General features: G+C 65.4%; 26 protein-coding genes. All 26 read right to left on the bottom strand.

The features are described from left to right. Positions 1–64: 64 nt before the first annotated feature. Positions 65–1,093, bottom strand: a complete 1,029-nt coding sequence (locus tag RPPS3_RS13030; RefSeq protein WP_107344484.1) for a major capsid protein — start codon at positions 1,091–1,093, stop codon at positions 65–67. A 14-nt stretch (positions 1,094–1,107) separates the two neighbouring features. Beyond that, entirely contained in the window at positions 1,108–1,758 is a 651-nt protein-coding gene (locus RPPS3_RS13025) for a head decoration protein (RefSeq protein ID WP_107344483.1), read from the bottom strand. Positions 1,759–1,773: 15 nt separating this feature from the next. Further along, positions 1,774–2,184 (bottom strand): hypothetical protein, encoded by a 411-nt coding sequence (locus tag RPPS3_RS13020; RefSeq protein ID WP_159060679.1) that lies wholly within the window; start codon positions 2,182–2,184, stop codon positions 1,774–1,776. A gap of 116 nt (positions 2,185–2,300) precedes the next feature. Further along, entirely contained in the window at positions 2,301–3,224 is a 924-nt protein-coding gene (locus tag RPPS3_RS13015; protein WP_107344481.1) for a S49 family peptidase, read from the bottom strand. 13 nt (positions 3,225–3,237) lie between these two features. Next, positions 3,238–3,498, bottom strand: a complete 261-nt coding sequence (locus tag RPPS3_RS13010) for a gpW family head-tail joining protein (RefSeq protein ID WP_104512780.1) — start codon at positions 3,496–3,498, stop codon at positions 3,238–3,240. Continuing rightward, a complete protein-coding gene (locus RPPS3_RS13005) occupies positions 3,498–5,153 on the bottom strand; it encodes a phage portal protein (protein WP_199852136.1) in 1,656 nt (551 codons plus the stop codon). The genes RPPS3_RS13010 and RPPS3_RS13005 overlap by 1 nt, the downstream gene beginning before the upstream one ends. Positions 5,154–5,167: 14 nt before the next feature. Beyond that, on the bottom strand, positions 5,168–5,686 hold the full coding sequence (locus RPPS3_RS13000; RefSeq protein WP_159060678.1) for a hypothetical protein: 519 nt from the start codon (positions 5,684–5,686) through the stop codon (positions 5,168–5,170). Then, positions 5,683–7,797: a phage terminase large subunit family protein gene (locus RPPS3_RS12995; protein WP_107344479.1), complete on the bottom strand. Its 2,115-nt coding sequence runs from the start codon at positions 7,795–7,797 to the stop codon at positions 5,683–5,685. Before RPPS3_RS12995 ends, RPPS3_RS13000 begins: the two co-directional genes overlap by 4 nt. Next, the gene (locus RPPS3_RS12990) at positions 7,794–8,423 is read right to left on the bottom strand and encodes a hypothetical protein (RefSeq protein ID WP_107344478.1); all 630 of its coding nucleotides are present in this window, start codon (positions 8,421–8,423) and stop codon (positions 7,794–7,796) included. Before RPPS3_RS12990 ends, RPPS3_RS12995 begins: the two co-directional genes overlap by 4 nt. A 193-nt stretch (positions 8,424–8,616) precedes the next feature. Next, positions 8,617–9,186 carry a hypothetical protein gene (locus tag RPPS3_RS12985; RefSeq protein ID WP_104512776.1) on the bottom strand — a complete coding sequence of 190 codons (570 nt, stop codon included), beginning with the start codon at positions 9,184–9,186 and terminating at the stop codon, positions 8,617–8,619. Further along, on the bottom strand, positions 9,183–9,413 hold the full coding sequence (locus RPPS3_RS12980; protein WP_159060677.1) for a hypothetical protein: 231 nt from the start codon (positions 9,411–9,413) through the stop codon (positions 9,183–9,185). The genes RPPS3_RS12985 and RPPS3_RS12980 overlap by 4 nt, the downstream gene beginning before the upstream one ends. 597 nt (positions 9,414–10,010) lie before the next feature. Next, positions 10,011–10,721 (bottom strand): transcription termination/antitermination protein NusG, encoded by a 711-nt coding sequence (gene nusG / locus RPPS3_RS12975; protein WP_159060676.1) that lies wholly within the window; start codon positions 10,719–10,721, stop codon positions 10,011–10,013. Between the two features lie 519 nt (positions 10,722–11,240). Continuing rightward, positions 11,241–11,510 carry a hypothetical protein gene (locus tag RPPS3_RS12970; RefSeq protein ID WP_159060675.1) on the bottom strand — a complete coding sequence of 90 codons (270 nt, stop codon included), beginning with the start codon at positions 11,508–11,510 and terminating at the stop codon, positions 11,241–11,243. Further along, the gene (locus tag RPPS3_RS12965) at positions 11,507–11,869 is read right to left on the bottom strand and encodes a hypothetical protein (RefSeq protein ID WP_107344474.1); all 363 of its coding nucleotides are present in this window, start codon (positions 11,867–11,869) and stop codon (positions 11,507–11,509) included. Before RPPS3_RS12965 ends, RPPS3_RS12970 begins: the two co-directional genes overlap by 4 nt. A 33-nt stretch (positions 11,870–11,902) precedes the next feature. After that, entirely contained in the window at positions 11,903–14,266 is a 2,364-nt protein-coding gene (locus RPPS3_RS12960) for a DNA primase family protein (protein WP_107344473.1), read from the bottom strand. Then, complete coding sequence (locus RPPS3_RS12955) at positions 14,263–15,138, bottom strand: DNA adenine methylase (RefSeq protein ID WP_107344472.1); 876 nt, start codon at positions 15,136–15,138, stop codon at positions 14,263–14,265. Before RPPS3_RS12955 ends, RPPS3_RS12960 begins: the two co-directional genes overlap by 4 nt. Beyond that, positions 15,135–16,367, bottom strand: coding sequence for a DUF7146 domain-containing protein (locus tag RPPS3_RS12950; RefSeq protein WP_107344471.1), 1,233 nt, complete (start codon positions 16,365–16,367; stop codon positions 15,135–15,137). Before RPPS3_RS12950 ends, RPPS3_RS12955 begins: the two co-directional genes overlap by 4 nt. Beyond that, positions 16,364–16,642 carry a hypothetical protein gene (locus RPPS3_RS12945; RefSeq protein WP_107344470.1) on the bottom strand — a complete coding sequence of 93 codons (279 nt, stop codon included), beginning with the start codon at positions 16,640–16,642 and terminating at the stop codon, positions 16,364–16,366. The genes RPPS3_RS12950 and RPPS3_RS12945 overlap by 4 nt, the downstream gene beginning before the upstream one ends. Continuing rightward, positions 16,639–16,875, bottom strand: a complete 237-nt coding sequence (locus RPPS3_RS24895; RefSeq protein ID WP_107344469.1) for a Lar family restriction alleviation protein — start codon at positions 16,873–16,875, stop codon at positions 16,639–16,641. Before RPPS3_RS24895 ends, RPPS3_RS12945 begins: the two co-directional genes overlap by 4 nt. Next, entirely contained in the window at positions 16,872–17,138 is a 267-nt protein-coding gene (locus tag RPPS3_RS12935; RefSeq protein ID WP_107344468.1) for a hypothetical protein, read from the bottom strand. The genes RPPS3_RS24895 and RPPS3_RS12935 overlap by 4 nt, the downstream gene beginning before the upstream one ends. Then, positions 17,135–17,617, bottom strand: coding sequence for a hypothetical protein (locus RPPS3_RS12930; protein WP_234819946.1), 483 nt, complete (start codon positions 17,615–17,617; stop codon positions 17,135–17,137). The genes RPPS3_RS12935 and RPPS3_RS12930 overlap by 4 nt, the downstream gene beginning before the upstream one ends. Before the next feature lie 13 nt (positions 17,618–17,630). Further along, entirely contained in the window at positions 17,631–18,011 is a 381-nt protein-coding gene (locus tag RPPS3_RS24500; RefSeq protein ID WP_159060673.1) for a hypothetical protein, read from the bottom strand. Then, on the bottom strand, positions 17,992–19,329 hold the full coding sequence (locus RPPS3_RS12920; RefSeq protein WP_107344466.1) for an MT-A70 family methyltransferase: 1,338 nt from the start codon (positions 19,327–19,329) through the stop codon (positions 17,992–17,994). Before RPPS3_RS12920 ends, RPPS3_RS24500 begins: the two co-directional genes overlap by 20 nt. Next, positions 19,326–19,577, bottom strand: coding sequence for a hypothetical protein (locus RPPS3_RS12915; RefSeq protein ID WP_107344465.1), 252 nt, complete (start codon positions 19,575–19,577; stop codon positions 19,326–19,328). The genes RPPS3_RS12920 and RPPS3_RS12915 overlap by 4 nt, the downstream gene beginning before the upstream one ends. 11 nt (positions 19,578–19,588) lie before the next feature. Next, on the bottom strand, positions 19,589–20,719 hold the full coding sequence (gene dnaN / locus RPPS3_RS12910; protein WP_107344464.1) for a DNA polymerase III subunit beta: 1,131 nt from the start codon (positions 20,717–20,719) through the stop codon (positions 19,589–19,591). Then, positions 20,716–20,967, bottom strand: coding sequence for a hypothetical protein (locus RPPS3_RS12905; protein ID WP_107344463.1), 252 nt, complete (start codon positions 20,965–20,967; stop codon positions 20,716–20,718). The genes dnaN and RPPS3_RS12905 overlap by 4 nt, the downstream gene beginning before the upstream one ends. Between the last annotated feature and the right edge of the window lie 4 nt (positions 20,968–20,971).

The raw sequence follows: 20,971 nt of genomic DNA, 5'->3' as shown, positions 1-20,971 counted from the left end.
AGCCCGGCGTTTCCGCCGGGCTTTCCGTGAGAGCGGCGATTGCCGGGCTTGACCCGGCCATCCATCACTGCTGCTTGGCGCGCAGCAGCATTTCGGGGCGGGTCGGGATGAACAGCGGATAGCTGTACAGCTCGACACGGTCCCAGGCATCGCGGCCGGAAGTGTCGGCCAGCATCAGGCCGTAGTACTCGCGGCCACGCTGATTGAGGTACGGCTTGAACTCGTTGGCCGGCGCCCAGCCGACCTTGAACGCGCCGCGGGCGCCGATCGGGAAAAACCGCGCCTTGGTGGTGGCGATCGAGATCGTGGAGTCGTCGTCGGTGCCGCGATAGTTGATGAAGGTGATGCCTTCGATTTCGATCGCCGAATACCCTTCGATGTTCTCCAGCAGCGGCGCGCGTTCGTTTCCGAGCTTGGTTTCCTTGATCTGCTTGTGATTGACCAGCAGATCGAAGAACTCGTCGCCGACCAGCGCACCGACGCGGGTGCCGGGGGCCCAGACGCCCTTGGCCTTCTTCATCATCGCGCGCTTGACGTCGCGGCACTTCTTGCGAACGTCGGTGGTGTCGACGTTCAGCTCGAAGTTGATCTCGGCCGCCTCGCTGATGCCCCAGATCGAATACCAGTCGTGCAGCACCGTGGTGCCGTCGGCATCCAGCACCTTGCCCTGGATGGCGCCGAACCGCATGTGCTCCCAGGTCAGCTCGAGATCGTCCATGATCGACGCAGTGCGGTCGGTGACCTCCTGCGCAACGTCCTTGGTCTGCTGATCGAACGGCAGTGCCAGCACGCCGGCCATCTCGGCGGCCAAGATCGTCGATCCCTTGGCGAGACGAACCGCGTTGAACATCTTCAGATCGCCGGCGTTGACCTCCAGCTCCTGCGGCGGAGATCCGTTCGCCGAGGTCGGAATCAGCGTCAGCGTGCGGTCCTTCTGCGCGATCGCGATGGTGCGCGAGCGCGAATAGATCGGCTCGAACAGGTTGAGCGATCCGAGCAGCTGCGGCTTGAAGTCTACTCGCTCCACGATCTCCTCGTTGAACTCGATCGCACCCCAGCCGTTCTGGTTGAAGATGTCCGTGATCAGTGCCATGGCGGTTCGCTCCTTTAGCGGCCGATGATGCCGAGCGACGCCAGGGAGGCCAGCGCGGCGGTTTTCTGGCCGTCCGTGACGCCGGATTTCCACTGCAGCTCGGCAGTGGTCACCTCGGTGTCGCGGGCGGTGATGGTGCGGCGGACGGCGTTGTCGGTCGCATCGCAGCCCTCGTAGAGGATAGCGCCGGCCGGCTTGCTGCCGTCGTAGGGGGCGTAAACGATGTCGCCGGTCTCGATCACCACGTCGACATAGAACTTGTCGCCAACAACGTTGGCCGACGCCCCTGCCGTGATGGTGAACTTGATGCCGCCGCCGGTGAAGGCTGAGCCGTGGGTCGACACGCCGATCGCGACGCCGTCCGGATTTTCCCAATTCACCTTGGTGGCCGCCGAGCAGATGCCGATGTAGCGGCCGTTCTTGGCGGTCGCTGCGATCGGCGCGGTGCCGTCCATCGCGATGGTGCCCGAGTTGGCGGTATTGGCCGCATCAGCCGAGGCACTCGCCGCGGCATTCGCGATGACGACCTCCGGCGACAGCACGGCGCCAGCCAGCAGCTTGCCGGAGCCGGACTTGATCGTCGCCTGCTCGCGCGAGCGATAGCCCGCCGCCTCGGAGACGATGTAACCGCCCGTGCGGTAGATGTTCTCAGTCAACGTCACCATGATCTGATGCTCCCCTTACCGGCGCTTGTTGGTGGCGGCGACGGCCGCGGCGAGCGCGGACTTGTCGCCCTTGCCGTCGCCCTTGGCCTCCGGCGCGGCCAGGCTAGCGGCGGCGGAGCGCTGGGCGGCGTAGTCGGCTGCCGGCGTGGCCGCGGGCTTGCTGGCGGCGACGTTGGCCACCACGAAGGCAGCGACGTCGCCGCCGGACATGCCGGGCGACTTGACGGCGAGATCCAGCGCGGCGGCCATCCGGCCGGCATCGCCCTTGACGCCTTCGGCGCCGAGCGCGGCGAAGAGCCGATCGGTTGCCTCCTTGGCGCCGGCGGTGACGCCATCGGCGCGCGCGGCGCTGACCGCGGCGTCGTGAGCGGCTTGCGAAATGCCGGGATTGTTGTCGCCCCCGGCGGGCTGGCTCTGTGCAGCCATGCTACCTTCCTTGTGTTGAAGCGCCGGGGCGCTGGTTTCGCTCTCGTCGAGAGCAGCTTCGACCGTTCCGGCCACAGCACTGTGGACGGCGGCCAAAAGGCTTTTGTTCGCCACGATCAGGATCTCCGGTTGACTTCCTTGACGAAGGCCGCGAAGGCCTCCTGGCCGTCGCCGACAGCGTCGATCAGGCCGAGGTCGAGTGCTTCGGCCGCGGTGAAGCATTGCGCCTCGGTCTTCAGCGCATCGGCCTTACTGCAGCGCTTCTTGCGGCCCTGCCCGACCGCCGCCGCGAACTGATCGCGCACCGCGTCGACCTGCGCCTGCCAGCGCGCCTTGGTCTCCGCCGGCAGCGGCTCGAAGGCGTTGCCGTCGGTCTTGTGCGCGCCGGACTGGATCAGCGTCACCTTGATGCCACCCTGCTCGAGCGCGCCGGAATAATCAGCGTGCAGCATGACGCAGCCGATCGAGCCGGCGCCGCCGAACTGCGGCGCGATGATCTGGCGGCACTGGCTGGCCTGCAGATACGCCGCCGAATAAGCGAAGTCGGTGAGGATGGCGATCGTCGGCTTGGCCTTCGACAGCGCCGCAATCATCGACGCGGTCTCGAATCCGCCGTTGACCATGCCGCCGAAGCTGTCGACCTCGAACACCACGCCCTTGACGTCGGCGTTGCGGGACGCGCGGGCGATCTGGGTCTGCAGGCCCTGATACGACGTCTCACCGGACATGGCGCCGACCCAACCCCCCTTCTGCACCAGCGAGCCTTCGATCGGGATGATCGCGACGCCGTCGACCATGTCGAACGGCGCATAACCGTTGCGATCATAGGCGCGGCCCATGCGATCGCCGATCACGCCGGCGGAGGGACGGCCGTTCGCGAAGGCGACGTGATCGACGCCGCCGGTGCCGTTCACGATCGTGACCGACTGACCTGTGAGCTGTGGCCCCAGCGCCCGCAGCACCACCTCCGCCTTGCGCGGATCATACATCAGCGGCTGCTCGAACAGCTGACCGCAGAGATGCGGATAAGCCAGATCCATTGATCGACGTCCTTCAGCGCACGAAGCGCAGGCGTTTGGCGTAGCGGGTGCGAAGGCCCTGGGCGGCGGCGCACTTGCGCTCGTAATCGGCGATCATGTCTTGCAGCCGGGACAAGTTGGCCGCAGTCCAGCTCACCTCGTGGTCTTCAAACCGCGCGGCGATCACGCCGCCGCCGAGCGTAATCTCCATCTCCGCACGCTTCAGCGCGGCGACGACGGCGCAGGGCTCGTCGAGATCGACCGAGACGCCGTTAATGACGATCAGGTTCGCCATCAAACCGCCTCGCTCGGTTGCGGCTGCGCATCCTGCTGCTGGTCGGCGGCGACGTCGTTGCCGGCATCCTGCTTGCGCAGGAACGGCGACGGCATGCCGGCGGCGACGTACTTATCGTGCTCGCGCTTTCGCTGCTCGAACACTTCGTCCGGGTCCTTGCCATATTCGGCGCATTCGTCGGCGAGCGACGATGTGCCGTTGTAGATCCGCTCGGTCGACGCCTTCGCGCTCTTGCCGTCGTCGGCGGTCGGCTTGGCCGGGCCCTGGTGCAAGGCCCACACCAGCGCCTCGCGATTGGCGCGGAACGCCTCGTATCCGCCCTTGAGTGCGATGCGCCCCTCACCGATCTCTTCGTCGAGCCAGCTTTCGTAACCCACCTGCTGAATCGGCGCAGCGATGCGTTCGCGCCGACGCGTCACCACTGGCCAGATCGACGAATTCTCCATGCGGGTCGAGGAGTACGTCGCCCCCTCATAGTTCATGGTGAAGCCGCCGTAGCTGATGCCGATCGCCCGGGCCATGCCGCGCGACAGCTCGTTGTTGAGCGATTGGAACTGCGGCCCCGGCGTCTGCGCGCCGTGAAACTTAAGCTCCTCATCCGGCGCCAGGTGCGACACCTGCGGATCGCCGCCGATCGCGATTTCGCTTTCGGCCGCGCGCTCCATGGTGCCCAGGAAGTAGTCGCGGAATTCTTCAGCGAAGGACAGCGGCCGATCGGCGCCAGGGGTAGCCGGAATATCGTCGGCGAGCTGCGAGATCGCCTCGAACGCTTCCTTCGATGGCGACTTGCTGGTGAGCGTGATGCCGAACACCGTCTGGAGGATCGCGGTCTGAATCGTGGCGTCGACCAGAAGCTCCTGCTGAATGTGCTCGCGGAACGCCGCGGCAATCCGGCTGATGCCGCGAACGTCGCCGGCATCCATCGGGTCGAACACGTGCACCACCAGCTGCCGGCCCTCGGCATCATAGGCGCGGTAATCGCGCTTCACCGTGATGCCAGCTTCCTTCTGCTCGATGCGATAGGCGATCGGGCGGCCGTTCGGATCGTGGATCACGCCCTGGAACATGCCCTCGATCTCGCTGGTGTCCTGCACCAGCTTGGTCGGATTCACCAGGCACATCTTGGTGCCGCTGGTGATACCATAGGCGCGGCGCTCCGCCGGCGTCATGTAGCTGATGTGGCCGAGCGCCTCGCCATAGGCCATATCCCACCGCAGCGTGATGTCGATCTGCTGCGGCACGGTGAACTTGCCGCGGAGATCGCACTCGCGCGGGTTCCAGGCCCAGCGCTTCCAGCGCTGCTTGATGGTGCGGACGAGCTCCGCCGCCTCCTCCGGGCTGTAGCCGAGATCGGCCAGCACCTTCGGGTCCGGCTGCGGGTTCAGCACCAGCTCGACGCCGACGGTGTCGGCGATCACCTGATCGGCCGCGCCGCGCAGCCGCGAGGAATTCTGGATCAGATCCATCGCAATGCCGGCCGCCCGCCGCCAGGCGATGCGGACGTCGTCGCGATGATCGCGCAAGCTGGCCGTGCGGGTCGACAGCACCCGCGAGCGCGTATCGCGCAGATATCCAGCCCGCACCCGCGGCGGCGCCGTGGTGGCGCTTGCGGGTGCGGCCTTGCTACGGCCGAGGATGCGATCGAGCAGGGTCACAGTCTATCCAAAGATCAGGCCGCCTGAGCGAAGAACGGTAGGCGATAGAAGTGCCCAGGAAATGCGAGCTTCAGACGCTTCTTGTTGTAGAGATCGATGAACCGGAGCTGCTGCTCCGCGGTGAAGTGCTGGAAATAGAACTCCTCCTGCCGTGCATCTCCGTTCCGCACATAGAGCTTGTAGTCTTTATCGGTCGGAACCAGCTCTGCGCCGGCGTTGATCGCCGCGAACAGATCGTCCGGGTGCATCGAACCGCAGTAGCTGCACGACCGCTGCTCATCTTGCCGCTTCAACCACCAATCGCGCCGCTTCGCGAACGACGCCGGCGCGCCATCGGACCGGCGCGGGCAGAGATGCCCAACCTGGGGGTGCTCGGCTTCCATATGTCCTGTCAACTTCCAGAAGGCGTTTTCGGCGCAGGTCTCGTCACACGCCGCGACAGCAATGGGGCTGTCGTCGTCGCGGCCCCATGCGAAAGCGCGGGAGCATTCCGGGCAGATGTACGGCTGATCTGTCATGGTGTCCTCGCTCATCGCTTCTTCCACTTGTCGCGTCGCCGTGCCCGCTCCTGCTGGCGCTGCTCGCTGGTTGCCGCCGGCGGAGGCTTGCGTTCGAAGGGCGACGCCGCGGCGTCGAACAAATCCGGCGTCGCCGGCTTGCCGTGCACGATCAGCAGCAGATCGGCCCAGCGCGCCTCGTTCAGCCGATGCTTGTGCTCGAGGTGCCAGGCCAGCGCGAGCGCGTAGACCGTGGTGTCGAACCAGTCGTTGGCGCGGCCCGGCAGCTTCTGCCATTCGCGTGGCGCATTGGGCTTCACCAGCGATCGCGTTTTCTTGTTCGCGTTCGCCCGGCTTTCCTGCTCGGGATCGACCAGCCGCTCCGCCGTCAGCTCCTTGACGAAATGCTCGTCGGCGAGCTCGCCGGTGAGATGCAACGTGTTGCGCGGCCACCGGCCGGCCTTGTCCGGCCCCTCGACCAGATTGGCGAGGCCGGCGACCACTTCCGTCTTCACATCGTAAAGACCGACCGGATACAGCGACACCTTGCCGATGATGCGCTTGTTGCGATCCCGAATGTCACGCTTGGTCGGCGTGCCGAGCCAGGGCAGCTTTTGCTTATGCTGTCCGTCCAGCGCGAAGCAATGCGGGCGGTTCGAACAGAACCGATAGACACGATCGGTGCAGAAGCCGGAGTCGACGCCGGACAACTCGATGCCGACCTCTCCGCCGCCTGCGGTCGGATACTTCCGCCCCAGCGCATCCGACAGCGCGATCCAAGGCTCGTCTTCCTGATCCGGCTTTCCCTCGAACAATTCGCGGTCGATCAGCCAGCGTTGGCCGCGCGGACCGATCGCATACACCGCCCACTTGATGCCGTAGCTTTGGACGTCAGCCGCCGAGACGATCAGCCCGGCTTCCGCTGGCACCTTGCCGCGCGGATAGGCTCCAGCCTTCGCGGCCTCGAGCAGCTTCTCCCATTCCACCGCAGCGCCGCCCGGATCGTAGGGCTCGGCAAGATCCTGCTGATAGAACGTCCGCAGCTTCGTCGTGTCGGTCTGAGCCGCTTCCCAGCGGTCCCAGATATCGGCGAAGCGCTCTCGCGGCGCATAGCCGGCCCAAAGATGATAGCTCGGCTGCCAATCGGCGCAGCGGCCCTCGCAGGGGTCGCAACGCCAGCGCGGAAGCTCCGCCGGCTTGATGACCAGCGGCACCGGATCTGCTCCCTCCGGCACGCGCCGTGCGATCCACACGCCGCCGGCGAGCATCTCGTGCTTGTGGCCGTCGAGGATCACGCCGTCGCATGCGAGGCAACGGAAGTGCACCGGCAGCTTCTGCGCTGCATCGGCGGCCCGCATCTGCTCCATGGTGAGCGGCTGCAGCGCGGCGCAATGCGGGCACGGCACGTAGTAGTAGCGCTGATCACCCGCCAGAAAGTCGGCGGTGATCATACACTCGCCTTCGATGCCCGGCGTGGAGCCTTCCCACTCCTTGCCGAGATTTCCGAACATCTTCTGTCGGGCGCGAGCCTGGTCGCGGGGACTGCCACGACCGTCGACGTCACGCGGATAGCCGGTCACCTCGTCCATCGCGAGGTTCTTGATCGACACCATCTGCAGGCCCTTCGAGGAGCCAGCATTGACGATGACACAATAGCCGCCTGAAAACCGCTTGTAGGCCGTTGTCGAGGCCTTCTCGTCGCGGCTATTGACCGGCGCGACCTTGTGGTTCCAGGCCTTCGAGGCGGTGATCGTCGGATCAAGCTTGACCCGATTGAACTTCGTCGCCTCCTCCAGCGTCGGCAGCACGATCATCATCGGGCCAGGCGCTCGGTCAACGACGTACCCGAACCAGTTCTCGATCGCCGTCGACTTACCGAGCTGCGCCGCCCAGCGTGCCGTCACACGACGCGCCGGATGATCGGGGTGTAAGCAGTCCTGCGGCTCGCGCAAGTAAGGCACCCGATCGGTGCGGAACTTGCCCGGCCAAGGCGACCCCGACTCTGCCGAGACTTCGCGGTAACGATCAGCCCACTCGCTGATCGTCAGATCCTCGATCGGCTTGGACGCTGCGGCGAGCCCACCGAACAGCACCTTGGCGCCCCGCGGCAGATGCGGGAACCGCAGCCGCGGATCAATGAAGCTCATTGCAGCGGCGCCTCGACGGCGCTGTCGTCGCCCTGTGCTGCGGCCATCTCGGCCCGGTCGATACCATCGAGCATCTTCAGCACCTCGCCGTGAAACACGTCGAGGCCGCGCCGCGCATATGCCTTCAGCACCAGACGGACGATACGTTCGTCCCAGCTGTACTTCACAGACGCGGATGCGGCCTCGCTGTCGAGCGCGCGATCGAACGCGCTCATCATCAACGCGACCGCGTCACGTCCGGCCTTGTCAACTTCCGAAACCGGCGTCAGCTCGCCGCGACGTTCGGCGAGGTCCAGCTCGCGCATCTCGGCGTCGGCCTGCGCCTTGCGCGCCGCACCGTCGGCCTGCGAGCCGGGAAAACGGCTACCGGACGGCGACGACGATGGCGACGCCTGTTGCGGGCTGGACGGCATCGGCACGGCGCGCCGGAGCCTGACGTTCTCATTCCGGTGCAGTCGAAGAGCACCGAGTTCAACCAGGTTCGACTTGCCATCACGGCGAGTCGCTAACGCCTCGGCATGCTGGCTCACGTAACGCGAAAGCGTCGAGCGATCGACGGCGTCACCTTCCGCCGTCAACCTCTTCGCCGCGTCCGTGATCGAGAGCCATTCGCCGCCGTCCGTCATCCGTGCACCGACACGTGCGCCATCACGCGTTCACGTGTACCGAATTCAAATCGAGCTACTGCCGATATTTCAGGCCGCACTCGCGTCGTGCGCTCTGGATACCGTTTTTACGGTCCCTAACGCGCAATATTATTGCGCGCAATACACTCTAATTGATTTTTTGTTGCTGAAAATGCGGCGCTACCGTATCCCGCTACCCGAGCACGCGATAAAGCTCGTGCGCGATGCGAGGCGGTAGCTCCCGTTCGACCGTGGCGTAGAACGCCGCCTCCGAATTACCCGTGACCATCTCGGTCGGAATGTAGAGGCCGGACCGGACCACCTTCAGCGGCCCGCGAGATTTCCCGGTGCGCCGGAGGACGGTGCCACCCATCGACAGCGCGACGCGCTTGGGAAATCGGCCGCCTTTGGTGAACGTCCCGGGGTACACCTTTCGCCGGTTCCATGGCGACGCCGCGACACCCTTCCGCGTTTCGCGCGGCTTGAAGAACTTCAGCCGGATGTCACCGCCGCGCGACTTGATGACGAAGTCGCCGCCGTTGAAGGCCTTCTTCGCCGTCACCGCACGCTTCAGCGTCCGATACTTCAACCCGGTCTGCGGCACCAAGACGCGACGCATTTGGGTCAGGGCCTTGGCCCCGGTGTGATTGACGGCGCGGACCATTACCAGCGCGCGGGTTTGCCGCTGCAGCGCCCCGAACATATTCGCCATGCGCGCAATCGGCGCTGCATCGACCTTCAGGGTGAGCGGCGCACCACTCATCGGTTCAGCAGCCGCTGCTTTGACGCCGCAACACCACGGCTGAACAAATTGGCGATATCTTCGATCGAGGATCGGCCGACAAACTGCAGCTGATTGGCCACGTCATCGGCATCGCCTTTAACCGCCGACTTCGCGGCACTCACCAGCGCCTCGCGCCGCTCTTTGCATCGGCACATCGCTAAACCGCTTTCGTTCGAGCATCGGCCATCCGCGCCGAGGACGATCAACGCGGATGGCCTTTGCCGTCTCACCCTTGGAGGTCGGCGGCGGGCGCTTCGGAATGGGAAAGCCGGGAAGCCAGACCGGAGTCGCAGGCCGCTACCTATCACCGAAACGAAACGGCCCGCCGCACGGGTCCAGTGCGGCGGGCCGAAGTCTAGGGAGGAAACGCCTCACGTTGGGGACGTGAAACAGACGTGATCACAATCACGGTACCAACTCGCGCTGGTCACCCTATGACGTAAAAAGCCCCAGCGTTTCCGCCGGGGCTTTGAAAACAAGATTACTGATCCATCGGGCTAGAACGGGCCAATCATGAATCGTCCTCCAACCTGCATTGGGTAAATCTGTCGCACACCCTACGAAGCAAAAAGCCCCGACGTTTCCGCCGGGGCTTCGCACCGATCCGCGTCGGCTCGCCTACTCACAACCCTGTCCGGTGGTCGATCGTCTTACGGGGCCGATTGATACCCCAGCCGTTCCGGCCTTGCCCTGGTTGCTTTCGCTCGGGATTGAGTCCATCACACCCGCCGACCGCTTTCGCGTTTTGCCGGCTCCATCCGCCACCTCCGAGACCATGTCCTCGGTGACGGATCACCGAGCGGCTACGAGGAGAGGCCTAACAGTTCGCGCAATGCCCGATTCCGTCCCACGTCGTCAAGAGCCATCATCGCACGCGAAAACTCAGACCAGCCCCGAGACCCAAAGACAGCCGGCGCCTCCACGACGACCTCTTCAGGCTGTTCGCCCGCGTAGTGCTTGCGGCGCGGGCGCTTCTTACGCGTCGCCTGCGCCGCATCAGCGGCGCCGGCCAGCGCCACCGGCCTCAAGAAGTTTTCCACCGTTCTGATCTGGTCGATCGCCGCATCAGGCACCTTCACCGGCTCCAATCCACCTCGAAGGCGAAACGACACTCGATCATCAACGGCAGGGGCTCGCTGCGTCATCACCACACCGCGAACTCCAGGGCAGGCAAGGATGCGCGTGAAGTGCGCATCGATATCCCAAACGAATACGAACACGTAGCCAGGGAACATCAGCCTGACGACATCGACCTTTCGGCCTCTCCGATCCTCCACGAATTTCAGCTCCGGCAGATACACACCGAACCGCCGCGCACAGAGCCATGCCGCCGCGATCCGATCCTCCCCCGGAACCGTCTCGACCGCATACCACGCACCACGCGCGCCGGGCACGATCTCCGCCAAGTACTCGTTGCGGCCCGCATGATCGACGATCTGCCCGACTTGCAACTCACCCCGCAGCGCCTCGCGCACCTCATCCAAATTCCCCGCCTTCTCCGCCGCCATCGTCATCGCCGTCATCCCTCCGCAAGAATTAGTTCCAGTTCGGTACCAATTTCGAATTCGAGAGCGAAGATCAGGGTGGTCTCGGTTGCTTTGAGGGGCTGCGAGGGTTTGCGATAGTTTGAGAGGGTTTAGACGAAAAGTTGCGAGGGTTATTAGTGAAGTAGATCAGCTCGTTAGCTGAAATCTGCGAGGGTAGAGAGGGTTTGCCTCGTAACGTATGTGAGTCTTTGTTTCCGCTTCGCCGAGGCGCTGGGTGCCCCCACTCCCCCTTCTCACACGCATACACGCGCGCGAAACCCTCGCGACCCTCGCAGGAGCGCGAAAAGCCATTGCGGCACAGCGATTTCCGACGCGCGAGAGTTAGTTCGCGACCCTCGCGTAACCCTCGCAACTCTCGGTGCTTTGTGTGCAACACTGTCGCCGATCTGCCACGCTCGCGCGCGTGGATCGCGGCCGGCGAGGCGCGCGAGCCGCCGGGATCATGCCGGCGCGGCGGCCGATCGATGCTGGCGAGGCGATGCCCGGTCACGATGTCGCCTCCCCGGCCGGCGCCGCGCAGCACACGCCGTCGTGGCAGTCGTGGTGCACGTCGATCCACGCCTCGATCGCCGCGACGCTCTCGGCTGTCGGCGCGATCACCTGGTTGTCGGGGCCGAACCTCGCCGGGCAGTCCCACTCGCCGCTGCTGTCCTGCTGCGGCTCGCACAGGCTGTCGGCCTCGTCCGTGTTGCGCGCGCCGCAGCGCGGACACGCCGCCGGCACAAATACGAGCGCTGGTTGGGGAGGACAGATCATTTGGGCTGCTCGGCGGCTGGCTCAATCGGCTTAATCCACAAGGCGCACGGCCCATCTTCGGTGTCGTAGAGGCCGGCCAACTTCCAGCCTTCTCGCACCTCAGGAACCCACTCCTCGAGGACGGTTTCCGATTCTCCATTTTCGAAGTATCTGACCATCAAAGGATGGTCATCATCGAGCTCGCGCTCCATATAGGACGTCGCGATATCGAACCCGCATTCGCGCGCGATCTCTTTGTAGTCCGAGCCCTCCGGGGCGAAGTGAAACATTGCCGGGCAGAATATCCCGCCCTTGTATTTGACGATCTTGTCCGGCGCCGGCATCGCTTCGCTATCGATAAAATCGATCAAACGAACCATCTCAACTTCTCCACATTCTCCGGTTGAACACACTCAAAACTCCTCCCCGCCCGGCGCGTAGTCCGGCGGTTCGTTCGGGTGCCGCGTCTCGGGCAGATCGACCAGCTTGACGTTGATGTAGAACCGCACCCGCGCTTTCGGGTCGTTCTGCTCGAGCTTGGCTTTCATGATCCGGCCGAACCACGTCTCGTTGCGCGCGTTCATGCCGTTGGCGTGGGCGAAGGCCTGCCAGCCTTCCCACATCGCGCGCGCCTGCACGCCGGGCCCGCCGGGGTCCGGCCGCACATGGGCGTCGACATAGCGCTGCACCGGGTCCATCTCGGCGAAGTGCGCTTCCGTCGCGGCCGCGATCTCGTCGGAGATCTCCAGCCCGTTGTTGAGAAAATCCAGCGCGCCGGCGATCAGCCAATTCAGAATGCCGCTGCCTCCGGCGACGATCTCGCTCACCACATCCTCAAAGTCGCGGTGCTTCTCCGGCGGCAGCGTCACGCTCCACGGCACGATGACGAAGCGCCGCCGCAAGCCGCCGTCGGTGCCGTCGAGCTTCGGCTCGCCGTTGCCGCTCATATGCGGCTTGCCGGTCGGCTTGAACTCGAAATAGCCCTTGTACATCGTGCGCACCGGCCACTTCTCACCGCCGGTGAGGCGCTTCACCATTTCGGCCTTGACCGGCTGATCCTTCGGCAGCTCGGAAACGCGGATGAAGCGCTTCGCGTAGCAGCGGGCGATATCGGGCGTCGGCGCCGATGGATTGTTGTGCGCCTCGCCAGAGACGGATTCCGCCGGCAGGCCCACCGCCAGGCCGTCACCGAGCACGCGGCTGATCACCTCGAGGAACACGCTCTTGCCGTTTCCGCCGGTGCCGGTGTGATACATGATCCGCTGCACCGGCTGCGCCGTCAGACTCATGCCGGTGAATTGCTGCACGGTGCGGCGCTTCTTCGGCTCCGGCTGGAACAGATCCAGAAACTTGTCGAAGTCCGGACACGTCGCCTTGGGATCGAACGCGAACGGCACCACGGCGGTGATCATGTCGTCGCGGTCGTGGCCCTCGGTCACCTCCAGCCGCCAGCGCACCCGGCCGGTGGCGGGATCGAGCAGCGGCCGCGATGTGTTCGGGTCCGGATTCTCATCGTCCATCATGGGGACGAACCGCAGCGTGTGCGTCAGCGTCGCGAAGCGCAGCGGATCGGCGTTGAAGGCGTCCGGGTGGCGGCGCAGGTGCGGCGCGGCGCAGGCCAGCATCGCGTTGATGCGCGAGGCGTTCTTCGTGCTCACGCCCCATTTCTTGCGCGCCTGGCGCCGCTTGCTGCGCGCCGCTGCCGCATCGTCGGCGGCCTCGACGATATCCTCCAGCGCCGCGACATGCGCCTTGTCGGCCGGCGTCTGTGGCGGCGGTGCGTGCTTCAGCTGGTTGCGCGCGCGCTTGCCGGCGTCCACCGCCGCCTGTTCGGCCGGCGTGTATTCGATGTAACCGGCCTCCACCTTGATCAGGTCACCGACCTTCTGGCCGATCAAGTTTGCCAGCGCCTCGCCGCCGGAAAGGTCCCAGTGCGTCCCGGTCCAGGCCAGCTTCTGGCCGGCCGGCACGTCGTCTTCCTGCCGCACCAAGAGATCTTCGCCGAAGTAAGCGAGCAGCCTTTTGCCGTTGTCGACGTCCGATTGATCGAGCTTGGCGCAGGCGCGGAAGGTGTCGGGTGGAATCGTGTGCTCCGGCGGTTCGTCGCCGCCGTCGTCATCGCCCAGATCCTCGTCCTCGGCGTCGTCCGTGCCGTCGCCATTTGCGAGGGTTTCGCCTGCTTCCTCCCCGGAGGAGGAGGGGTCGGGGGAGAGCGCGGAGCGCGAAGACGAGGCGGGATCGAACTCACCGCCTCCAATCTGGTCGCAAAAATCAACATCGCCCTCCCCGGCCGCCTGTGGCGCGGTTTGCGAGGGTTCGCCGGTCTCCCCGCGGGGAGAGGGAGGCACGGAAGAAGAAGAATCGGGGGAAGAGAGAATGCGGTCGGGCGCGCGCGTGCGCGCCCGCCTCTGTTCGCCTGGCGCCGCTGCGCGGCGCATTGTCGCCAAGTCGATCGGCTCGGCCTCCCCGCGCCGCACAGCGGCGCTGATCGACGCCGTCACCGCAGTGAGCCCGATCTCGCGCGCGGCCTCGGCGAGATCGGCGATCGCCAGCCCCCTGTGCAGCGCCCCGGCGCCGATCAGCCGCCCCGCCTGCTCTGCGGCCTGTTCCAGCGCCGGAGCGCGCGCCTCGCCCGCAGCCGCGCGAAGGCCGGCGAGGATGCGGCCGAGCTCGCCAAACCCCACCTTCCGCATCGCATCAGCATCGATCGCCGCCGCCTGCGGTTCGAACGGCTCGGCCGAGTCGATCAGATCGAGGATGTCGGAGGGGCCGGTCATGCCTCGGCTCCGATCAGCTCGAGCTGCGCCCCGCGGTGTTCACGATCGAGCGCCGCGGCGCATGCGGGATTGATCCACAGCACCTCGAGGCGCTCGCGCGCGCCATCCGCCAAGGTCCGTTTTTCGAAGCGCGTCCACTCGCAAAGCATTTCGTCGTACAGCGGATCCGGATAGCCGGAGAGCACCACCATCGATTTGATCTGCAACAGCGCATCGAGCATTGCCGCATGCGCCTCCCGATCCATCTCATGCCGATACCCGTGCGTGTTCGCCGAGCGGCCGATCAGCGACGAACGAGTCTCCGGCAGATACGGCGGATCGAAATACAGCAGCGTCGACGGGGTGTCGTAGCGAACTAACAACTGCATCGCGTCGATCCGCTCGATCGTCACCGAGCGCAGCCGCTCGACAAATTCCGGCACCGAGCGATGCCAGTTCGCCCACGCGTTCGAGGGCAGCGCACGCGCGTCCGTCATCTTGGCGCGGAATCCAGTGCGACAGCCGCGCGAGGCGCTGTCTGATCCATGCCCCATGAACGACAGAACGATCATCTTGTGGGCATCGTCGACATCGTCGATCGGCGCGCTGTAGGACCACTCGAATTCGTCGCGAGCATAGAGCGTCAGGCCAATCCGCCGCTGCAGCTCCGATGCCTTCTCGGGATCTCGCAGCACGCGGAAGAGATTCACCAGCCGGCCGTCGAGGTCGTTGTAAACTTCCGCTGGCGATCGCGGCTTCCGGAGCAACACGGACGCCGCGCCGCCGAACGGCTCGACATAGATCTGATGCCTCGGAAAGAACGAGATGATCCACGGCGCGATGCGCCACTTGCCGCCATGCCAGCGCAAAACCGGTCGCGTCGGGGCACTCATTCCCCGCCCCTCAGCATTCCATTGAAATCCCCGCCCGCGCGCGCGAAGGCGATGCGAATGGTCAGGCCCGGCCGCGCGTAGCGGCGGGCGGCGCGGTCCATCGCGTAGTGAGTCAGAACAGGGTCGCTGTCGCCGTCGCCGAGCAGGGTCAGGTGTTCGACGCTGTCCGGAATCAGCAGTCCCGGCTTGTCGAGATCCGGCAGCGGGCCCGGCACGCGCTTGGGGTGCCCGTTCGGCTGCTTTGCCGTCGGGTGCGCCAGGTTTTCGAAATGCGGCCCGCCGAGGTTGCCGAGATCGCCGGCGGCCCACCAGGCGTAATCGTCGATGCTGCGGCCGGCGATCCGATGCGCGGTATAGACCGAGCCCACGGTCTCGATCCCCTCGCCGATCACCAACACGCGGGCCTGGCACGCATTCGGATCAGTTTGCGGGTTTGCGCAATCGCGCAAACTCTCCCGCGCAAACAGGATATGCGCGCCCGCCTTGCTGCCGCGCATCTTCTTCGCCGGCAGGATCTCGCCGGTCGCCGGATCGATCAGCTCCAGTTTTCGCGGCGGATCGGTGTCGGTGAGATAGGTGAAGTGCAGCCCGCCGAACCGGCCGTCGCCGCGAATGAACGCCGCGATCATCGCCGGGCCGCGATGCAGCACCGCGCGACTGATCCGCCCGCGCTCGTCCTCTTCCTCGCCGTGGAAGTAAGCCGCGGCGGGCAAGAAGCGCAGGCCCGGTGTCTTGTCCGGCAGGATCAGCCCGCGCGTCGCAGTCAGATATCGCTCCGCCGGCGTGCCGCGCAGCGGCTCGGCGCCGTCCCACATGTTCCGCAGCCGCCGCCGCTCCTGCTCGCGATAGCGATCGGCATCGGCCTCGCGCTTCAGGCGCTTCGCCTCGCGCTGTTCGGCCAGCCGCGCCACGGCTGCGGGATCTGCACTGCGCTGCCCGCCGAGCCGCTCGCAGGCGTCGACAAAGCTGCAGTTCTCGATTTTCTCCACAAGCCGGATGACATCGCCGCCGTCGCTACAGACGGCGCACACCCAGGTCTCGCCGTCCGCCTTCACCTCGAACGCCGATTTCGATTTCGCGCCGCCGCCGCACACCGGGCACGGCCCGATCATTCTCGCGCCGCTGCGCCGCAGGGTGACATATTGCCCGGCGACCTCCGCCACCGGATTGCGCTCGCGGATCTGCGCGAGATCGGCTTCGGAAAAGCGGCGGGCAACTCCAGCGCTCATCGCTGCGCCCTCGCCTTCGCCTGCGGGAACAGCGCCTCGTACACCGACTGATCGACGCGGATCTTCTCGATCAGCCGCAGCACGCCGGCAAACGCATTGCGCCGCTCGGTGTAGTGCGCCACCCACCCCTTGCCGGCATCGGTGCCGGCCTCGCCGCGCCAGCGCACCAGCCCTGCCTCGGCATCCCGCATCGCGCTATCCGCCGCCAGATACATCGCATCCAGCGTGGTCTTCCCCGGTGGCGGCAGAGGAGCTTCATTCGGAGCCGCGGTCATCGCATCGAGATCCCCACGTCGACGCCGCGCCGCCGCCTCTTACGCCTGTTCCACTCCCTTGTTGCTTCGGCCTCGGCGCGCTCTTCACTCAGATCACGGCCGTCGTCGTGAACACACGGGCCATGCGTGAAGCAATCGTTGCAGACCCGCTGCCACATCGACAGATTCATCCGCTCAACAAAGCTGTCTGTCGATCCGCAGAACGGGCACGGTTTCGCCTTAGCAATCCTCATCCCTTCGCCCTCACCGGCCGCAGGCCTGCGGCTTCGATCCAGTCGCTCACTTGGCCGCGCGACAGCCGCCGCGCTTCGTCGCGATCGCGCACCGGGCGCCAGCTGGTGGTGCTCGCCTCCGGCAAATTCAGCCGAAAGCACGCGCCGCCACGATCGCCCTCGATCTCCATGATCTCGCCGACCTGCACCCGCCCCAGCACCACCGCCTCGCGCCCCAGGCCGAGCCGCTGAAACGTCACCGGGCTGCGCGGGGAATCGGTCATTCCCCCGTCTCGCAGATCAGCCGCGCCGCGACGCCGAGGACGCTGGACGCCTCGCCGCTCGGCGTGCGCTTCATCGAGCGGGCGATGTCTTCGGCCGGGCAGCCGTATTGCAGCAACATCGACATCAGGATCGCCGCATCGCTCACCAGCGCGTCGATGTAGGAATTGACCTTCTGTGCATTGATGAACACTTCCGCGACGGCGCGGAGCTCGCCCGTCTCTGGGTCGCGCTCGCGGCCGATGCCGACCTTGAACGGCAGGTGATCGTGCTCGACCGCGATCATTTCGTGCTGGCGACGATTGGCGAGGCGCTGGCGGAACGGCTCGACCAAAGCAAGCCGCGCCGCATCGTTTGCTGCGCCCCAACGCTTCGCCATCGTGCCCGTGCAAGAGTAGCTGCGCTGGCCGCCGCGGTAGTCCGGCACGATCTGGTCGGCGATCTCGACCGAGCGCTTATCGAGCGGCGCTTGCTGGTTCATCAGTCAGCCCCACTCACTTCGTCAGCTTGGCGATCGCACGCTGCTGCGCGCGGGTGAGCTTGAGGCCGAGGCCGGACAAGTTCGCTTCGAGATCGTCGGCGATGCGGCGAGCTTCCTTCCGCGCGGGATCGGACTCTTCGTCCGATATGAACTTGGCGGCCACCTCGTCCGTCACCGCGCCGATCTTCGCCAAATCCCGAGCCACGGAGGCGCGCAGATATGTCCATCGATCGAACCGATCTAGAAAAATGTCCCTCGAATTCACCGCCACCGATCCAGACGGGAGCAACGCATAGACATAGTTCTGGCCCTCAAACACTGTTACGGCCCTTCGCACCCGCGAGCCCATCGGCACCAGCTTCACACCAAGAAACTCACGGCTGCGCATCGTCATGGTTGCTCTCCTTGTTGAGGGGCAGAAACGCCGGCAGATCGAGCGGCTCGGCATCGGTCTCCCCTCCCCCTTGCGGGGAGGGGTCGGGAGCTTGCCGCGGCGAAGCATCGCGAAGCCGGGTGGGGGTGCCGCGCGTCGCAACGCCCGCATCGATCGCCGTCGCCACCCCGGTGAATTCCAGCTCATCACCCCAGCTCACCCAGCCGGGCCGAAGGCGGCGCGCGTTGAGTTCGAGATACGGGCCCTCGAACAGCCGCTCGGCGCGCGCCAGCCATTCGTCGGGCTTGCGGCTATGCTCCATGATCGGCGCGACGATCAGTTGCCGCACATCGGCATGGAGCCGCTTCGGCTTGCCCTTGGTGGCCAGCCAGCACATTTCCGGGTTGGCCCGGCTCCAATGGCCCTGGCCGAAGTGCCACAGCCGATTGTCCGCGATGTCGATCGACACGCCGTCGGCCAGCAGCTTGGCGATGATCTCGTTCGCCCGTGCCGTCGTCTTCACCCAGGTGAACAGCACCGTGATATAGGTCAGGCCGAAACGCCGGATCAGCTCGGCGGCCTGATCGAGAGCCCAATCCACCACCCACATGCCGAGCGCGCCGCCATCGGCGAGCAATTCGCCGACCGGCATCTGCGCGATCGCATCCAGATCCTCCGTCTTGTAGTGCATCCCCGCGCTGCGCCCGGCGCCGGCATCCGACCAGGTCGCGTACTGCCATTGCGGGTCCATGCCGATGAAGCCGAACTTGCGGCCCTCGCGGACGAGCTGATGCAGATCCTCGACCCGGCCGCCGGAGACGGTGCGGGCCGCGTGGTTGTCGCGCCGGCGCTGGATGTCCGCGGTCTTCTCCGCGCTCTTGATCGGATCGACGATGATCGCCTTGCCGGACGCGAATTTTTCCCGCGTCGCCTGCAGCAGCTCTTCGAACGCATCGTCGGCGAGCTGCGCCGCGGCCGCGGCGCGGGCGGCCAGCTTCTTGTCGATGCCGATCTCCTTCAGCGTCGCCGGCGGCGGCGCCTCTTCGGATTCCTCCGCCGCTACGTCCGCCGCAGGCCGTCGCCCCTGGCTCTGCACCGCGAGCGTTCCCGCCTCCCGCGCTTCCGCCAGCATCGCGCCGAGCCGCCGCTCGGCCCGCACCTGCGTCACCTGCGCCTCGATCAGCAGCGCGCGATCCTTGATCAGCTTGGCCTGCAGCTTCACATGCTCGAGATCGAGCCGCATCGCCGACCACTCGTCGAACGACTCCGCCCGCGACAGCCCCGCCGCCAGCTTCGCCAGCACCTCCCGCGCCTCGGCGTATTGCGCGAGCACGTTCATGCGCGGTCACCTGCGGGCTGATAAAGCACACCAGCCCGCCGCCAGCTTTCACGCTCGATCGCATAGACGATGGCGAGGCCGGCTGACGTTCCACTCAGGGCTGACCACGCCCGGCGCTCCCAGTAGTCGAGCGAAACAAATCTGATCGCGGCGGCCTTGATCACTGCATCGCGATAGGCCAGCACCAGGCCATACGGCACACCAAACGCGCGCGCGATTCGGAAGAACGGATAGGAGGTCTCACCCACGGCGCACCTCCTCAAACACGAAGAGGCATCAGCAGAAACAGAGCGTCGTTTCTGCCAACGATCTCGAACACCGCGGGGTCCATCGGCCCAGCCATCTTGATCCGAAGCACATCCGCGTCGATTGCTCCGAGCATGTCTTTGAGGAATTCGCCGTTGAACCCGATATCCAGACTGAATGGGTCGCACTGCTCAACATCAAGCCGATCCTCACCATCGCCAACGTCAGCGTTGACGGCGGACAGTTTCATCTCACCACCTTCAAACGAGAGCTTGATCCCGCGCCCGTTCGACTGCGCGCGATTGATGAGATTGACGCGGTCGACGCTCTGACGAAGCGCCGCCGCCTCAATCAGCGCAACGTGCGAATTGGTGCCTGGGATTGTCCGGATGTAGTCAGGATACCGCGCATCGACCAACTTCGACCGCTTGGTGATGCTTCCGACCGTGACGGCAATCGCAGCGCCGGTGATGTGTAGAATCGCGTCGGCCGCCGTCTTCGCGTCGATCATCCGGACGATGTTGTTCACCATCTCGACCGGAACCAACACCGCATCAAACTCAGGAGTCGGCACGCTGCCCATGGTCACCATGGCAAGCCTGGCGCCATCGCACGCCACAAGCCTCAGCACACCATCGCGACGCTCGAACAACGCGCCACGCAAGTACATCCGTTCCTTTCCGGTGAGCATGGCAAATGACACCATCCCCAATGTCCGCCGCAGCAGCGCCGCCGACATCGAGAAGGTCACGCCGCCATCGACCTTGACTGCGTCTGATGGGAAGTCTGCTGCTGGCAGCGCATGAAGCGTAAAGCGCGACCGACCACACCGCACAACAATGCGCGCATCGTCATCCCATTCGATTGTGATGTCGCTGCCGGCGGGGAAGTCGGAGACCAGCTGATCAAACAGCGCAGCTGTAACGGTGATGCCCCCGTTCGCATGGCCCGCAGCCGGAACGACTCCGTCAATCGCGCTGTCGATGTCTGTCGCCATCAGGCGCAAGGTCTCGGATTCAAAGGTGATCAAGACGTTAGTTAAGATCGAAGCAAACCCCTTCCCGGTCTGCGCCGCTCCGGCGGCAACCTGCCGCAGCACAGGCTGCAAATCGTCCCGACCAACAGTAACCTTGCCCTGGCTCATGCGTTTAACCCCATGGCTCTCCGATACTCATCCTCGCAAGCTGCGACGCTGGGGTATTTCGGGCTGATCCAAAGTTGAAGACGATGCTTCGCATCATCCAGCAGGCCGGCCCGAAGGAGGCTATCGACTTCATCGACAAAGACGAAGTTCGTCCGGTCTCGCAGTTCGCTTAGCAACTCGATAGCGCCGTCGACGTCCGCGGGTGACGTATTCAGCGCGTCCAACACCGTCGAAAAATCATCTTCCATCGCT

This window comes from Rhodopseudomonas palustris (assembly GCF_003031265.1).
Classification (GTDB): domain Bacteria; phylum Pseudomonadota; class Alphaproteobacteria; order Rhizobiales; family Xanthobacteraceae; genus Rhodopseudomonas; species Rhodopseudomonas palustris_H.
Note: the sequence above shows the minus strand (reverse complement) of the source record. Positions and strands in the feature narration are given on the sequence as shown.

Coding starts and splice junctions, on each gene's coding strand:
- RPPS3_RS13030 (WP_107344484.1), bottom strand. CDS start 1,093: ATGGCACTGATCACGGACATCTTCAACCAGAACGGCTGGGGTGCGATC.
- RPPS3_RS13025 (WP_107344483.1), bottom strand. CDS start 1,758: ATGGTGACGTTGACTGAGAACATCTACCGCACGGGCGGTTACATCGTC.
- RPPS3_RS13020 (WP_159060679.1), bottom strand. CDS start 2,184: ATGGCTGCACAGAGCCAGCCCGCCGGGGGCGACAACAATCCCGGCATT.
- RPPS3_RS13015 (WP_107344481.1), bottom strand. CDS start 3,224: ATGGATCTGGCTTATCCGCATCTCTGCGGTCAGCTGTTCGAGCAGCCG.
- RPPS3_RS13010 (WP_104512780.1), bottom strand. CDS start 3,498: ATGGCGAACCTGATCGTCATTAACGGCGTCTCGGTCGATCTCGACGAG.
- RPPS3_RS13000 (WP_159060678.1), bottom strand. CDS start 5,686: ATGAGCGAGGACACCATGACAGATCAGCCGTACATCTGCCCGGAATGC.
- RPPS3_RS12995 (WP_107344479.1), bottom strand. CDS start 7,797: ATGAGCTTCATTGATCCGCGGCTGCGGTTCCCGCATCTGCCGCGGGGC.
- RPPS3_RS12990 (WP_107344478.1), bottom strand. CDS start 8,423: ATGACGGACGGCGGCGAATGGCTCTCGATCACGGACGCGGCGAAGAGG.
- RPPS3_RS12985 (WP_104512776.1), bottom strand. CDS start 9,186: ATGAGTGGTGCGCCGCTCACCCTGAAGGTCGATGCAGCGCCGATTGCG.
- nusG (WP_159060676.1), bottom strand. CDS start 10,721: ATGACGATGGCGGCGGAGAAGGCGGGGAATTTGGATGAGGTGCGCGAG.
- RPPS3_RS12970 (WP_159060675.1), bottom strand. CDS start 11,510: ATGATCTGTCCTCCCCAACCAGCGCTCGTATTTGTGCCGGCGGCGTGT.
- RPPS3_RS12965 (WP_107344474.1), bottom strand. CDS start 11,869: ATGGTTCGTTTGATCGATTTTATCGATAGCGAAGCGATGCCGGCGCCG.
- RPPS3_RS12960 (WP_107344473.1), bottom strand. CDS start 14,266: ATGACCGGCCCCTCCGACATCCTCGATCTGATCGACTCGGCCGAGCCG.
- RPPS3_RS12955 (WP_107344472.1), bottom strand. CDS start 15,138: ATGAGTGCCCCGACGCGACCGGTTTTGCGCTGGCATGGCGGCAAGTGG.
- RPPS3_RS12950 (WP_107344471.1), bottom strand. CDS start 16,367: ATGAGCGCTGGAGTTGCCCGCCGCTTTTCCGAAGCCGATCTCGCGCAG.
- RPPS3_RS12945 (WP_107344470.1), bottom strand. CDS start 16,642: ATGACCGCGGCTCCGAATGAAGCTCCTCTGCCGCCACCGGGGAAGACC.
- RPPS3_RS24895 (WP_107344469.1), bottom strand. CDS start 16,875: ATGAGGATTGCTAAGGCGAAACCGTGCCCGTTCTGCGGATCGACAGAC.
- RPPS3_RS12935 (WP_107344468.1), bottom strand. CDS start 17,138: ATGACCGATTCCCCGCGCAGCCCGGTGACGTTTCAGCGGCTCGGCCTG.
- RPPS3_RS12930 (WP_234819946.1), bottom strand. CDS start 17,617: ATGAACCAGCAAGCGCCGCTCGATAAGCGCTCGGTCGAGATCGCCGAC.
- RPPS3_RS24500 (WP_159060673.1), bottom strand. CDS start 18,011: ATGACGATGCGCAGCCGTGAGTTTCTTGGTGTGAAGCTGGTGCCGATG.
- RPPS3_RS12920 (WP_107344466.1), bottom strand. CDS start 19,329: ATGAACGTGCTCGCGCAATACGCCGAGGCGCGGGAGGTGCTGGCGAAG.
- dnaN (WP_107344464.1), bottom strand. CDS start 20,719: ATGAGCCAGGGCAAGGTTACTGTTGGTCGGGACGATTTGCAGCCTGTG.
- RPPS3_RS12905 (WP_107344463.1), bottom strand. CDS start 20,967: ATGGAAGATGATTTTTCGACGGTGTTGGACGCGCTGAATACGTCACCC.